Source organism: Helicobacter fennelliae (assembly GCF_900451005.1).
GTDB classification, from domain to species: domain Bacteria; phylum Campylobacterota; class Campylobacteria; order Campylobacterales; family Helicobacteraceae; genus Helicobacter_B; species Helicobacter_B fennelliae.
Genome location: NZ_UGIB01000001.1, coordinates 404,321 through 418,628, shown reverse-complemented (window position 1 = coordinate 418,628; position 14,308 = coordinate 404,321). Strand labels below are relative to the sequence as shown.

15 protein-coding genes and 1 tRNA gene are annotated in these 14,308 nt (G+C 39.8%); 12 read left to right on the top strand and 4 right to left on the bottom strand.

Translation table 11 applies throughout. The annotated features are described in order from the left end of the window. Positions 1-432: 432 nt before the first annotated feature. The 3 genes from efp to DY109_RS02075 all read right to left on the bottom strand — a co-directional run bounded on the left by efp (position 433) and on the right by DY109_RS02075 (position 3,006). Positions 433-996: an elongation factor P gene (efp, locus tag DY109_RS02085; RefSeq protein WP_023948696.1), complete on the bottom strand. Its 564-nt coding sequence runs from the start codon at positions 994-996 to the stop codon at positions 433-435. A 223-nt stretch (positions 997-1,219) separates the two neighbouring features. Next, positions 1,220-2,143 carry a class II fructose-bisphosphate aldolase gene (locus tag DY109_RS02080; RefSeq protein WP_023948698.1) on the bottom strand — a complete coding sequence of 308 codons (924 nt, stop codon included), beginning with the start codon at positions 2,141-2,143 and terminating at the stop codon, positions 1,220-1,222. An 11-nt stretch (positions 2,144-2,154) separates the two neighbouring features. Continuing rightward, positions 2,155-3,006 (bottom strand): peptidylprolyl isomerase, encoded by an 852-nt coding sequence (locus tag DY109_RS02075; RefSeq protein ID WP_023948700.1) that lies wholly within the window; start codon positions 3,004-3,006, stop codon positions 2,155-2,157. Positions 3,007-3,234: 228 nt separating this feature from the next. Here DY109_RS02075 and mnmG point away from each other — a divergent pair, with 228 nt between their 5' ends. After that, positions 3,235-5,226: a tRNA uridine-5-carboxymethylaminomethyl(34) synthesis enzyme MnmG gene (mnmG, locus tag DY109_RS02070; RefSeq protein WP_115737745.1), complete on the top strand. Its 1,992-nt coding sequence runs from the start codon at positions 3,235-3,237 to the stop codon at positions 5,224-5,226. A gap of 9 nt (positions 5,227-5,235) precedes the next feature. Next, positions 5,236-6,390 carry a succinyl-diaminopimelate desuccinylase gene (gene dapE / locus DY109_RS02065; RefSeq protein WP_023948706.1) on the top strand — a complete coding sequence of 385 codons (1,155 nt, stop codon included), beginning with the start codon at positions 5,236-5,238 and terminating at the stop codon, positions 6,388-6,390. Positions 6,391-6,605: 215 nt separating this feature from the next. Here dapE and DY109_RS11270 read toward each other — a convergent pair whose 3' ends face one another. Next, the gene (locus tag DY109_RS11270; RefSeq protein ID WP_158413024.1) at positions 6,606-6,752 is read right to left on the bottom strand and encodes a hypothetical protein; all 147 of its coding nucleotides are present in this window, start codon (positions 6,750-6,752) and stop codon (positions 6,606-6,608) included. A gap of 157 nt (positions 6,753-6,909) precedes the next feature. Here DY109_RS11270 and DY109_RS02060 point away from each other — a divergent pair. The 10 genes from DY109_RS02060 to truD all read left to right on the top strand — a co-directional run bounded on the left by DY109_RS02060 (position 6,910) and on the right by truD (position 14,301). After that, positions 6,910-7,000, top strand: a tRNA-Ser gene (locus DY109_RS02060). A gap of 151 nt (positions 7,001-7,151) precedes the next feature. Continuing rightward, on the top strand, positions 7,152-7,790 hold the full coding sequence (locus tag DY109_RS02055) for a class I SAM-dependent methyltransferase (RefSeq protein WP_115737744.1): 639 nt from the start codon (positions 7,152-7,154) through the stop codon (positions 7,788-7,790). Continuing rightward, positions 7,759-8,145: a hypothetical protein gene (locus DY109_RS02050; RefSeq protein WP_147291155.1), complete on the top strand. Its 387-nt coding sequence runs from the start codon at positions 7,759-7,761 to the stop codon at positions 8,143-8,145. Before DY109_RS02055 ends, DY109_RS02050 begins: the two co-directional genes overlap by 32 nt. A gap of 475 nt (positions 8,146-8,620) precedes the next feature. Continuing rightward, on the top strand, positions 8,621-9,559 hold the full coding sequence (gene fabD, locus DY109_RS02045; RefSeq protein WP_034549986.1) for an ACP S-malonyltransferase: 939 nt from the start codon (positions 8,621-8,623) through the stop codon (positions 9,557-9,559). Further along, positions 9,556-10,245, top strand: coding sequence for a 5'-methylthioadenosine/adenosylhomocysteine nucleosidase (locus DY109_RS02040; protein WP_023948717.1), 690 nt, complete (start codon positions 9,556-9,558; stop codon positions 10,243-10,245). The genes fabD and DY109_RS02040 overlap by 4 nt, the downstream gene beginning before the upstream one ends. 67 nt (positions 10,246-10,312) lie before the next feature. After that, positions 10,313-10,759 carry a type II secretion system protein gene (locus DY109_RS02035; RefSeq protein WP_023948719.1) on the top strand — a complete coding sequence of 149 codons (447 nt, stop codon included), beginning with the start codon at positions 10,313-10,315 and terminating at the stop codon, positions 10,757-10,759. Beyond that, positions 10,740-11,162 (top strand): type II secretion system protein, encoded by a 423-nt coding sequence (locus DY109_RS02030; protein WP_023948720.1) that lies wholly within the window; start codon positions 10,740-10,742, stop codon positions 11,160-11,162. Before DY109_RS02035 ends, DY109_RS02030 begins: the two co-directional genes overlap by 20 nt. A 121-nt stretch (positions 11,163-11,283) precedes the next feature. After that, positions 11,284-11,973, top strand: coding sequence for an META domain-containing protein (locus DY109_RS02025; RefSeq protein ID WP_147277887.1), 690 nt, complete (start codon positions 11,284-11,286; stop codon positions 11,971-11,973). Positions 11,974-12,085: 112 nt separating this feature from the next. Beyond that, on the top strand, positions 12,086-13,108 hold the full coding sequence (locus DY109_RS02020; protein WP_023948727.1) for an alanine racemase: 1,023 nt from the start codon (positions 12,086-12,088) through the stop codon (positions 13,106-13,108). Continuing rightward, positions 13,108-14,301, top strand: a complete 1,194-nt coding sequence (gene truD, locus DY109_RS02015) for a tRNA pseudouridine(13) synthase TruD (RefSeq protein WP_023948729.1) — start codon at positions 13,108-13,110, stop codon at positions 14,299-14,301. The genes DY109_RS02020 and truD overlap by 1 nt, the downstream gene beginning before the upstream one ends. Positions 14,302-14,308: the final 7 nt, after the last annotated feature.

Here is a 14,308-nt window from a genome sequence, read left to right as displayed (position 1 = left end):
TAGGGCTGTGGCAATCCATTTTGACTAGATTGCTTCGTCCTGTCGTCCTCGCAATGACCGAGCAGGCTTGTCATTGCGAGCAGTTGCAAAACTGCGTGGCAATCCATAGAATCTAATTTATCTCTTTTCTTATTTTTTTATTTTTGGATTCTTCGCTTGCGCTTAAGAATGACAGATTAGATTCTAGTTTTACTGGATTGCCACGACTTCCTAGCGGAAGCCTTGCAATGACGACAAAGATAGATTCTATGAAAACAAAAAGAGCGTGTAAAAAATTCTAGATTTTAAGATGAGTTTGCAAGGGCTTGATAAATTGTGAAATTTTGAGAAAGGAGATAAGGCTAGTCGCCTATCGACGAAACGAAAAACAAACTCGCAGCTCAAATCGCTTAAAAGCTAGAATTTAGATTCTATGTAAAAGTAGATTAAAATCTACTTCACCTTCTCAACATAATCCCCCGTCTCAGTATTCACGCGGATCACCTCACCCTCTAGCACATGAAATGGAATCTGCACGACCGCGCCTGTCTCAAGCGTGGCAGGCTTTTTGCCCGCACTTGAAGTATCGCCTTTGAAGTTTGGCGGTGTTTCAGTGATTTTGAGCTCGACAATTTGTGGTGGCGTTACAGAAATTGCCTTTTGATTATAAAAAAGCACCTGCATAGACGCGCCATCAAGCATCCATTTGCTCGCGTCTCCGACTTGATCTTGCGTGAGTGCGATCTGCTCGTAGGATTCTGGATCCATAAACTGATAATAACTCCCATCAAAATACAAATATTGCATAGGTTTTTCTAAGATATTTGGCTCTTCGCATTTATCACCTGCGTGGAAAGTTTTTTCGATCACCTTGCCATCAAGAAAGGATTTGATTTTTGCGCGCACAAATGCCGCACCTTTGCCGGGCTTAACATGCTGATACTCAACGATTTTGTAAGGAATCCCATCAACTTCGATTTTGAGCCCTTTTTTGAGCTCACTCATTCCGATTGCCATTTTTGCTCCTTTATTTTGGTTTGGATTTAGATTCTGCGAGTCTGCCATTAAAACAGACAAAACAGGAATAAATTAGGGATTTTATTGCTACAAGGCTTGCCCTGCTTGCAATAGCGATAAAATAAATCCAGAATCTCAAACAGATTTTGGATTTATTGGATTGCTCTAGTAAGTCTTAAGATATAACAAAATAGAATCTAGATTTTTAGATTCTAGATTCTGCCTATATTTTCCCAGCGCTTCCTAAAATCTGCATTCTCTCAACCATCACCTTTTTCATCGCTTCCATTGCTGGAGTAAAAAACTTGCGTAAGTCAAATTGTGTTGGATCGTTATTTGCGACTTTTCGCACCTCTGCCATAAACGCGATTCTCAAATCTGTATCAGTATTGACTTTATTTATCCCGCCTCTTACAGCTTCTTTGAGGAATTCAAAAGGCACGCCCTTGCTACCTTTGAGATCGCCACCTGTGGAGAGAAAAGCATCGCGGACATAATCTGGAATCGCACTTGCACCATGCAAAACAAGCGGAATATTTGTCCTATGTTTGACTTCTTGTAATCGCTCAAAATCAAGCTTTGGCTCACCTTTGAATTTAAACGCGCCATGGCTTGTGCCAATCGCAGGCGCGAGATAATCAACCTTGCTTTTGGCGACAAATTCTTGCGCTTCTTCAGGATTGACAAGCACCGCATCTTTTTCATCAACTGAAATATTATCCTCAATCCCCATAAGTCGCCCAAGCTCCGCTTCCACGCTTACGCCTTTGCTATGAGCGTATTCTACGACTTGTGAAGTTAGTGCTAGATTTTCCTCAAAGCAATGATGAGAAGCATCAATCATCACTGATGTGTAACCAGAATCTATGGCTTTTTTGCAGGACTCAAAGCTTGTGCCATGGTCAAGATGAAGTGCCACAGGAATGTGAGGATAACGTTTTGCCATCACATCAATCATCGCTTTTATCATATCGATGCCTAAATATTTGATCGCTCCCTCACTTGTTTGCGCGATGATAGGTGATTTCGCTTCATCTGCTGCGCTAAAAATTGCATTGAGCATTTCAAAATTTACAAAATTAAACGCCCCTACACCATAATGCTCTTTATGAGCCTTTTGCAGAATCTCATTTCCACTCACCAACATCGCAGACCTCCTTAGATTGAGAGTTTGATATTTGCTTTTTTACGCAAATCATCGACTTTTTGCTTCATTTCTTGCTGGACTTTTTGCTCTCCTAGCATATTCATAAGGGGTTGTTTGATTTGATCGAAGTCATAGGCATTTGCTTTTTTGATTACATAGATAATGTGATACCCAAAGTCTGTCTTTACAGGCGTTTTTGAATATGTGCCATTATTCATACTAAATGCCGCATCAGAAAATGGTTTAACCATATTGCCTCTTTCAAATGCGCCCAAATCACCACCATTTTGAGCTTGTTTATTGGCTGGATCGATAGTTTGTTTATTAGCTAGCTCGATAAATTTTTTCTCGACATTGCCTTTTGGGGTTTTATTAAGCTCATCGATAATCTTTTGCGCTTCTGCTTCTGTTTTTACGACGATATGGCGCGCATGGATATTTTCTTTGTCAAATTCTGCTTTATGAGAATCAAAATACGCCCTTGCGTCTTGCTCTGTAATGTTTGTCTTTTGTGCGATTGTGCGGATTTCAGTTTGCGCCCATGCTTGGATAAGCAGTCTTTCTTTTATGCTTTTTGTGATTTTGCTATATGCATCTTGAAATTCTTTTGTAGAATCAAGCTTGTTTTTTTGCGCTTCTTTGGCGATAAGCACATTATTGATAGCTTGATCGACTAATTCTTTTTGCTGTGCGCTTGGAAGTTTGCTAAAGTCAAACCCGGGATTTTGCGTTCTGATCTCATCAAATACATCTTCTGTGATCTCGACTCCATCAACAACTGCCAAAACCTTTGCTTCCACAAAGCTTACAAAACCAACACTCAAAATTCCTGCAAGAACAACGCTTACTAATTGCTTTTTCATTATGTCTCCAAATTTATGATTTGACTGCAAAAACAGCTAGGCGCAATTCTATCTATATTTTGTAAATTACACAATCTAGCGCAAAGATTATGTGAGATTATGTTTTGCTTTTTGCGGTTTTAGATTTTGGGTTAGATTTTGCAAAATGTTGTAATATTTCATTTTTGAAGTTTTTTAAAGTTGCCAAACAAATAAACATAATCAACTATAAAATATTAAGATTAAGGAATACAAATGGATTTTGATGTGATTGTCGTAGGTGGCGGGCATGCAGGGCTTGAAGCGGCGTGCATTGTTGCTAAAATGGGCGCAAAAGTGCATTTGCTAACGCTTTTGGTAGAAAATATCGCACTTGCAAGCTGTAATCCAGCCATAGGCGGACTTGGTAAGGGGCATTTAGTCAAAGAAATAGACGCATTGGGCGGAGTTATGGGGATTATCACCGATCATTGCGGAATCCAATACCGCACACTCAATGCCTCAAAAGGACCTGCCGTGCGAGGCACGCGCGCACAAATCGATATGGACGCATACAGAATCTATGCACGCAATCTCGCGCTCAATACCCCAAACCTTAGTATCTCGCAAGAAATGGCAACGCAGATTCTGCTTGATGAGTCGCAAACAAAAGCCATAGGCATTCGCACAAATATCAACAAAACCTACACTGCACACAAAATAATCATCACAACAGGCACATTTCTTAAGGGATTAGTGCATATCGGGGAAAATCAGATTCCAAATGGGCGATTTGGCGAGAGTGCGAGCTATGATTTAAGCACATCGCTTGCGAGTTTAGGACTCAAAATGGGTAGGCTAAAAACCGGCACTTGCCCAAGGATTGATGGGCGAAGTATTGATTTTGGGATTTTAGAGCAGCATAATGGCGATAGCAATCCGCCTTATTTTAGCTACCACACAGGCTTTGCAAATAACTTTAAGCCAACCCAACTGCCTTGCTTTGTCACGCACACAAATGAGCGCACACATACTTTTATCCGCGATAATTTTCATCGTGCGCCACTTTTTACAGGGCAGATTCAAGGCGTAGGACCGCGCTATTGCCCTAGCATTGAGGACAAAGTCAATCGCTTTTCAGAAAAGTCAAGTCATCAGCTGTTTTTAGAGCCACAGACAAAAGACTGCGTAGAATACTACATAAACGGGCTTTCGACTTCTTTGCCTGTGGATATTCAAGAAAAAGTGATCGCTTCAATTCGCGGATTAGAGCACGCCAAAATCACGCGATATGGCTATGCGATAGAATACGATTATGTCGATCCAACCGAGCTATATCACACGCTTGAGACCAAAAAAATAAAAAACCTCTATCTTGCCGGGCAGATTAATGGCACAACAGGCTATGAGGAAGCCGGCGCACTTGGGCTTATGGCTGGAATCAATGCGACTTTGAGCTTGCAAGAGATAGATTCTGCTCGATTTGACTTTGGCTTAGAATCTTTGGTGTTATCGCGCGATGAGGGGTATATTGGCGTAATGATTGATGATTTGGTTACCAAAGGCACACAAGAGCCATATCGCGTATTTACCTCGCGAGCTGAGTATCGATTGCTTTTGCGCGAGGATAATGCGATTTTTCGAATGCTTAAATACGCAAAAGCTCTGCATACCATTGAAGAGTCGCATTACAGGCTGTTTAAGCAAGATATGTGCGATATAAAACAATCACTTGAATTTTTGCAAACCCATTTCCTCACGCCAAATAAACCCACAAATGCGTTTTTGGAATCCATACACCAAAGCCTGCTCAATGACAAATCGCCGATGTTGCTTATTGTCGGGCGCGATGAATTTAGCACAAAAGATTTCAAAACCTTGCAGGATTTTTTATCTCAATATAAAGATTCTCAAGCTTTAAAAGATGTGAAAGACTCAAAGGATTCTAGCGCGATTCCAGATTTTGCAAATATGAGCCAAAGGGTATTAGAGCAAATCCACATAGAATCTAAATACCATAGCTATATCAAAAAACAACAAAACTCAATCCAAAATATGCACACCATGCTCCAAGTCAAAATCCCTGAAGACTTCATATATAGCGGAATCTCGGGGCTTTCTTTGGAGGTTATAGAAAAGCTTAGCACTCATCGCCCAAGCACGCTTTTTGAAGCTTCGCAAATCAGTGGCATAACGCCAGCAAGCATTGATGTGATACATTTGTATATCCATTTGCGTAAATCCCAAAAACTAGAGCGATAGGAATAAGCTATGAAAGAATGTGCCTCTCTCCTTCAAAAACTCATACAATACCCAACCATAACGCCCAAAGAATGCGGAATCTATGAATTGATACAATCATATCTCAATGACTTTGAATTTATACACATTAGCGATCATGGCGTCCAAAATCTTTTCGCATACAAAAAAGGCGCGCTTGATAAGCATTTTTGCTTTATGGGGCATATTGATGTCGTGCCACCGGGCGAAGGCTGGAGTGTAGAGGCATTTAGCGGGCTTATTCAAGATGGCTATATCTATGGCAGAGGCGCACAAGATATGAAAAGCGGTGTGAGTGCTTTTGTCTGTGCGCTCAAAGATTTTTTGGCTCAAAGTAAAGCCCAATCACTTCCCTTGCCAACGCTTTCTATCTTGCTTACAAGCGATGAGGAGGGCGCAGGCATTTATGGCACGCGCATTGTATTAGAGCGATTGAGCGAGCTTTGCTTACTTCCTGATATGGCACTTGTCGCAGAGCCTACTTGCGTGCAGAATCTAGGCGATATGATAAAAATCGGCAGGCGAGGTTCAATCAATGGTGTGCTAAAGATTCTAGGCAAACAAGGGCATGTCGCGTATCCACAAAAATGTATCAATCCTACCGAAGCACTTGGCGGAGTTTTGGGCGAGATAGCAGGAGTAAAGCTAGATTCTGGAGATGAAAATTTCGCGCCCTCAAAGATTGTGATTACAGATATGCGCGGTGGAATGGAGGTTGTGAATGTAACGCCAAATGAGCTTAAAATAATGTTTAATATCCGCAATTCTCCAAATACAACACTAGAAAATGTGGAGCATTATTTTGCGGGGGTGATTGATAAAATCAAGCGCAATGAGCCTAAGATTGTATGCGAGCTTACACTCAATCAAAGCTCAAAGCCATTTCTCACACAAAGACAATCTCCACTTATACAAGCCCTAAGCCAAAGTATCCAAAATATCTGTGGCACAATGCCTACTTTAAGCACAAGTGGTGGGACAAGCGATGCGAGATTTTGCGCAGGATACAACATCGCAGTCGCGGAATTTGGCGTGTGTAATGACAGAATCCATAGTATTGATGAGCGCGTCAAAATCAAAGAAGTCGAAGGGCTTTATGAAGTTTTTATGGAGCTTTTGAGGCAGCTGAGTGCAAAATATAGATGATAGAATCTGGATTCTAGAATCCATGAAAACACAAAGGGGCGTTAAGAAATCCTCTATTTTTAGGCAGATTTAGTCAGGGTTGTGTAGAAATTTTTAGACAAGCAAAAACACAAAAGTGTAACATTAAGCGTTCATTGTAGGTTTGTAGGCTAAAAATTTCAAACTCCCTGAAATATGCAAAAAAGAGAGGATTTAGAATCTATGGAAATTAGATTCTATATTATTTTTTTTATCGTCATTGCGAGGCTTTCGCTAGGAAGTCGTGGCAATCCATTTTGACTGGATTGCTTCGTCCTATCGTCCTTGCAATGACAAACCTGCCCCGTCATTGCGAGCAGTTGTAAAACTGCGTGGCAATCCATAAAATCCACTTTAGATTCTACACAAACACAAACGAGCGTAAAGAAATCCTCTATAAATAAACACAAAATTAAGGTTTGTTTTATTGAATTTATTTTAGAATCCAAATTTTATTATTCTTTTTATTCAATTCTTTAGATAGCTTAAAGATTACACTTTGGACCGGTGGGTGAGTTGGCTGAAACCACGTCCCTGCTAAGGACGCGTAGCCGCAAGGTTACCGAGGGTTCGAATCCCTCCCTGTCCGCCATTATTTACTCTTTCTACTAAATCTAAAATTAACAACATTAGGTTGCATAGGCTACGTGCAATACCACTCAAGCTTGACAACACAGAAGTAATAACAGAACAATAAGATTTTTGGTTATAATTTTGCTTTTATCACACCATAAAGGAAAAATATGCATTGTATATTATGTCATAGCTCGCAAATTGTGGATATTCAAAGCATTAGCAAGGCAACTTTAAGTTCTCTTTATCGTAAGAATTTTGGGATTGATATAGAGCGACTTTTGCATACTGATTTGGCATATATGCATTGTCAAGATTGCGATTTGCGATTTTTTGCTTGTCTTGATGGAAGTATTCCAACTGGTGATAATGATTTTTATAATGCTCTCAATCAGCTTGATTGGTATTATTTTGATGAGAAAAACGAATACAGCTTTGCCAAAGATTTTATCAAAGAAAATGCCTCTGTGCTTGAAGTTGGTTGTGGTAAGGGGGCGTTTGCCAAATATATTCCACAATCAGCTACTTACACAGGACTAGAATTTAGCACTGAAGCAAAAACTATGGCAGCAAAAAATGGCATCAACATACAAAACATAAGCATTGAAGATTTGGCTTTGCGATATATAAAAAAAAGTCAGAAAGAGAAATTTGATGTCGCTTGCAGTTTTCAGGTATTAGAACATGTGAGCGATCCGCATAGTTTTATTGCTTCACAAATTAAGGTGCTTAAGTCTTTATCAGATTCCACTTCAGATTCTACCTCAAATAGCGATATTGTCGGGGGGGGGGGGGCAAATAGATTCTAGTTTGCTTATTATTGCAGTTCCAAGTGAAGATTCATTTTTGCATTATGTTACCAATGGTATCTTAAATATGCCTCCTCATCATATTTCGCGATTTAGCGATACAACTTTGCAAAATATCGCAAAAATTTTCTCACTCAAGCTTATCACACTCTATCATGAACCTATCCAAAAAGAACATTATGATTTTTACAAAAGCACAATGTTAGCGCATTTACTTCTTGGTGAAAAATCACTTCTTGATGTCGGAATCTATCGAAAAGTTGTCAATAAATTAAGCAAGTGTGTCAAGCCTTTTATAAAAATCCCCAAAAATGCAAATGGACATACGGTTGTAGCTGTGTATGAGGTGGTTTAAGATATAAACATACAAAGTAAAAATATAAAGCATAAAAGAAAGCATAAAAGATTCTAGCTTTTGGGTAAATTTTGCGGATTGCGTTGGCTATCTCATTGCAACGCACAAAAAGTAGCGACTCATTTGCTCGCCTTGCAAAGCCCCAACACTCTTTTTGTGTTTGTGTAGAATCTAAAGTGGATTTTATGGATTGCCACGCAAAATTTGAAAATTTTGCTCGCAATTGAGGGGCAGGTTTGTCATTGCGAGGACGATAGGACGAAGCAATCTAGTCAAAATAGATTGCCACAGCCCTAAATGGCTTTGTAATGACGACAAAAACGATAGATTCTAGATTTTATGTCGTTTTGTCGATCCTCTAAGTCAAAGACTCTAAAACACAATCTTAGGATTCTAAGAAATTTTGAGAATTTTTAAATTTAAGAAAGAAATTGCTACAATCAGCATTTATTTTAATTTTTTAAGGATTTAAATGATGAAATATGCGTTTATTTTTCCGGGGCAGGGATCGCAAGGTATCGGAATGGGACAGGAGTTTTACGACAACTTTGAGATCGCCAAAGAAATGATAGAGCATGCAAGTGATGCTCTTGGGATTGATTTCAAAAAGCTTTTGTTTGAAGAAAATGACAATCTCAATCAAACCCAATTCACGCAGCCAGCGATTTTTTTGGTTAGTCAGATTGCCCATAGTATTTTGCAGCAAGAAGCACCTATTTTGGCAGAGCTTGCTTTGGGGCATTCTTTGGGAGAGATTAGCGCGCTATGTGTGGCTCTTGGGATTGGGTTTGAAGATGGTATGAAGCTTACTCAAAAGCGAGGCGAGCTTATGAGTGCGGTTTGTCAAGGAAAAGATGCGGGAATGATGGCTGTCATGGGATTAGAAGATTCTGTGCTAGAGGGCGCATGCAAAAATCTTCAAAATGATGGCAAAAGCATCTGGTGTGCGAATTATAATGGCAATGGACAAGTGGTTTTGGCAGGTAAAAAGTCGGATTTAGCACAAGCAGAATCTCTACTCAAAGGGCTTGGCGCCAAAAAAACAATCATTTTGCCGATGTCAGTAGCAAGCCATTGTCCTTTATTGGAGCCTATGTGTGGAGAATTTAAACACATCATTAGCCCGATGCTTCAATCAGAATTTGCCCTTCCTATCATCTCAAATGCGACAACAAAACCATATCGGACAGCCACACAAGCCATAGATCTTCTGACTTTGCAGCTCACAAGCCCAGTGCTATATAAGCAGTCTATTTTGGCGATTGATAATCTCATTGATGTGTATATCGAGCTAGGGCATAATAGCGTCCTAAAAGGGCTTAATAAACGACTTAGCGATAAGCCAACCCTAAACATCTCAAATATAGCCACACTTCAAGATACAATCACATATATTCAAAAGGAGCGCGAATGATTATTGGCATTATTGGGGCGATGAATGAAGAGATTCAGCCGTTTTTGAAGCTTTTTGATACGCACGAAAAAATTGAGTTTGGAAAGAATGTGTATTATCGTATTAGTTACAACAATACAGAAATTTACCTCGCTTATAGCAAAATAGGAAAAGTCCATGCTGCCATTACTGCAAGCAGTATGATATTACAATTCAAATGTGAAAAAATCATTTTTAGCGGTGTAGCAGGAGGATTGCAAGGGCTAAAAGTCGGAGATTTGCTCCTTGCTACAAAGCTTTGTCAGCATGATGTGGATATTAGCGCATTTGGTCATCCTTTGGGGTTCATTCCTGAGAGTCAAGTATTTATCGAGTCAGATTCTAGTCTCAATGCCATAGCCAAAGAAGTGGCTAAAGATTCTGGTATCCACCTTTATGAAGGCGTTGTCGCTTCAGGCGATCAATTCATTCATTCAATAGAAAAAAAACAATGGATTCTCAAGCATTTCAATGCCATAGCAGTCGAAATGGAAGGAGCAAGCGTGGCTGTGGCTTGCGATTGTCTGGGCGTTCCTTTTTGTATTTTGCGATCCATTAGCGATAGTGCCGATGGAGAGGCAGATGTGAGCTTTGATGAATTCTTAGAATCTTCAGCCAAAATAAGCGCGCAATTTGTCAAAAAAATGATTGACAAAATCATCAAATAAGCAATAACAAACAATCAAGGGCGATAAATTCAAGGGCAGATAAGGGCAGATAAATGAAGGAGGATTCATGCACGATAAATCCAAGGCGTTTAGCTTGATTGAGCTTGTATTTGTGATCGCTGTGATTGGGATTTTGGCAGCTATTGCGATCCCAAAGCTTACTGCGACACGATCTGATGCGCAATATGTAGCAATAAATAGCGATATGCAGACAATCATTAGCTCTATCCAAGCTCACGCACTCACCACAGATCTTGGTAGTCAAACGCTCAATGGAGCGTTGATTATGCAAGTAGCGGGGCTTTCGCCATCGCGGTGGATCGCTTCTACAAATGGCGTGCGACTTGCCAAAAATGGTGCGATTGACACTACAAATAATTGCGTCTCAATCGACATCACCAATCTTCATCTTATAGTCTCTGTGCAAAATCTTCCAAATTCTCCGCTTTGTGTAAAGCTTGCAAAAAACTATCCTACACCATTAAATATCAACCTTGCAAACACAACATTCTAAGGCGTTTAGTTTTATCGAGATTGTCTTTATACTCGCTTTGTTTGGGATTTTGCTAGGTATTGTGATTCCAAAGCTTCAGATTCCGCAAAAAGCATGCTATACAAAGCTCGCGCACAATCTCTCAAATCTACAAAATCATCTCTCATTTTTTTATACCAAAGCCACACTCTCACAAAGCCACATCGATCAGAATAAAGTATTTGCGCTCATTCAATCTCATCATTTTGAATCCAAAAATTGCTTTTTAGGGTTTGAAAAATCAAGATTTATCGCCAAAGCATTCAGCCAAAAAACAACCTTTAGTATCGAGCCAAATGATTTGAGCGTGCAGCCTTCATTTAAATGTCCTTTTTCATCAAATGCCCTTTGTCGCGAGATTTTAAACAGGACAAAAACAAAATAATCACAAACATATCACGCAATACCATCGCATTAAATTTGAGATTTATTGCCAAAAGTTATGTTATTTTTTAGAATAAATGAGATAATATTGAGAAAAATTTTTGAGGATTTGGGTGAGATATATGTGTGATATATTTTGGGGTAGAAAACTTGCTAAAAGGCTTGGTGCGGTTGTTATATTTGGCTGTATGGTTATGTTGTTTGGAAGCTGTTCTTTGCTTAATATCGTCCAAAAAAAGCTCAATGAAGGAGAAATCAAAGGTGGCTTGCATTGGAGAGTGGATAAAATTATCGTTGATAATCAAGAATATCAAGCCCCGCAGGTTTTAGCCAAAATCGCACAAGACAAACTCCAAAATAAGCTCAATGACACAATTGATGATAACAATGATAGCACCCCAACTCATACGCCAAATGACACCTCTGATGATATTCCTGATGATAATCTCGCAGATTCTGCAGAATCTAAAGCTACCCAATCCCAAACAACATTGCAAGAGCTTGCAGAAATTGATGGCATAGCGACAATGGATTTTGATGAAAAAAATGGCAGAATCTCTGGCTCAAGTGGTTGTAGTGCTTATTTTGCAAGCTACACATGGACTGAAAAAACAATCATCAACATCACGCCCGGAGGACAGACGCGCAAAATATGCAAGCCAAATGAAGTTATGCGTTTTGATTTTAGGTTTATACGCGAATTAGAAGGCTCATTTATCGTGCTTCAGCCTAATGACAAATCAATGATCTTAAAAGGCAAGCAAATGCAAGTCTTTCTCTCAAGACAAGAAGCACCTGATATGACTGAATGATACAAACAATGGCACGATTTCATCACATAATTTCACACAATTTGTGGCACATTAATCACTCGCACCGATTATGTCGCGCATATCGCTTATATAAGTCAAGTTTGGATTTGAAATGGCAGAGATTATTTTAGATTCTGCGCGCTTTATACATAATCTTGATTGTATAGCTCATCACATCAAATCCCGCCAAAAACTAGCACTTGTGCTAAAAGATAACGCGTATGGACATGGATTAGTAGAGATAGCTCAAATGGCAAAAACCTATGGAATCTGTAATGTATTTGTCAAATCCTATGCAGAAGCTCTAAAAATCAAAGATCTTTTCTCATCTATCTCTGTGCTTTATGGAGGCGTGCCAGATAGCTGCCCAGATAATATCTACTGCTCGATAGCCTCACTAAGCCAGCTCCAAAGCCTCCATTCTCATTGCAATATCGAGCTTAAAGTCAATATCGGAATGAATCGCAATGGTATAGAACTTAGCGAACTAGATTCTGCACTGCGTATAATTATCGAGCGATCATTGCGCTTGGTTGGGGTGTTTGGGCATAATGGCTATGGCGATAATGATGATGAGACGTTTTTTACTTCTCAAAGCACTTTTAGCCACATCAAGCAAAAAGTCAGCACCTTTTGTGCCACACACAATCTCTCACAGCCTAGATTCCATTCATTAAGCACAAGCGGGACATTGCGCTCAAAACACATCACTGATGATTTGGTGCGTATTGGCATAGGCGCGTATGGGTATCATACAAGCGAGATTCCGCTTGATGTAGAATTCAAACCTATCGCGAGTCTTTGGGCAGATAGAATCTCTTCTCAACATCTTAAAAAAGGCGACAAAATAGGCTATGGAGGCGTAAGTGTCGTGCAAAAAGAAGGAATCTTTAGCACTTATGATGTCGGCTATGGCGATGGATTGCCAAGATTGGCGCGTGGATTTGGGAAGCTTTTTTGCGCGAGCGGAGAGGAGATTTTGCCGATAATGTCGATGGATTGCTTCTCTTGTGAGAGCCAAAAAGACAGAATCTGCGTGTTTGATGATGTAACAGGATTTGCCCGCGTTTTTAGGACGATTCCTTATGTGATCCTTACTCATCTCTCACCATTTTTGAAACGAGTTGTCATCTAGTGAGAAATCAGAACCTAGCACCACATCAAAATCAGAATCTAGAACTTCAGAATCCAGAAAATCTAGCCCAAAACAGAGCCTCTCTTTATTCGCACGCTCCGATTGATTTTTATTTTTCGCATACGTCTAGAGATTTTGTCGTGAGTGAGATTCCACTCTATGAATTCAGCGGAAGTGGCGAGCATAGAATCTTGCAACTTCGCAAAAAAAACCTCACCACCTTTGAAATGCTCAAAATCCTTAGCGCATCTTTTGGCTGCCCGCTAAGCAGTATCGGCTATGCAGGGCTCAAAGACAAAAGCGCGACAACAACGCAATTTATCTCACTTCCAAATGTATATGCGAGCGATTTTGAATCAAAAATCGCGCACCTTAATTCTAATCTTGATTCTGATATAAAGCTTATCTCAAGCACACTTCATAATAACAAACTCCGCTTAGGACATCTCAAGGGCAATGCGTTTTTTGTGCGCCTAAAACATGTCAATAAGCTCAATGCCACAAAGCTTCAACGCGTCATTGATGAGGTGGGAGAGTTTGGGTTTGCAAATTTCTTTGGATTCCAGAGATTTGGCACTGATGGCGATAATTACAAACTTGGAAGAGATTTGGCACACAAAAAAGCCTCACTCAAAAATAGAAAAATCAAAGATTTTCTCATCTCAAGCTATCAGAGTTATTTATTTAATCAATGGCTCAATAAACGCATTATTTTAAGCATTTATCTTCATCAATTTTCAGCCAAAGAAGCCCAAAGCGCACTCAAAACAGAAGGGCTAGATTTGAGTTTGGATTCTATCAAAGCTATTCAAGCCCAGCCGCAGCGATTCAAGCTTCTTGGCGGGGAATTATGCTGTCATTATCCGTATGGAAAATTTTTCTCGCTAGAATCTTGCATTTCAAAAGATCAGTATATGCGCTTTCATAACACAGGATTCTCGCCCACAGGTGCGCTAAGTGGCAAAAATTTACAAGTCGCAAAGTATGCAGCATTTGAAGTGGAGAAGATATTTTTAGATTCTGCGCTCTCTTGTATTGGAAGTCGCCGTTATGCGTGGGTTTGGGCGAGTGATATAAGCTATACTTATAAGCCTGAAGAAGCACATTTTGAGCTTAGCTTTAGCCTGCCAAAAGGCTCATACGCGACAACATTTTTGGAAGAAATATCACATAATACATTTGCCAAAGAATAAATCAAAA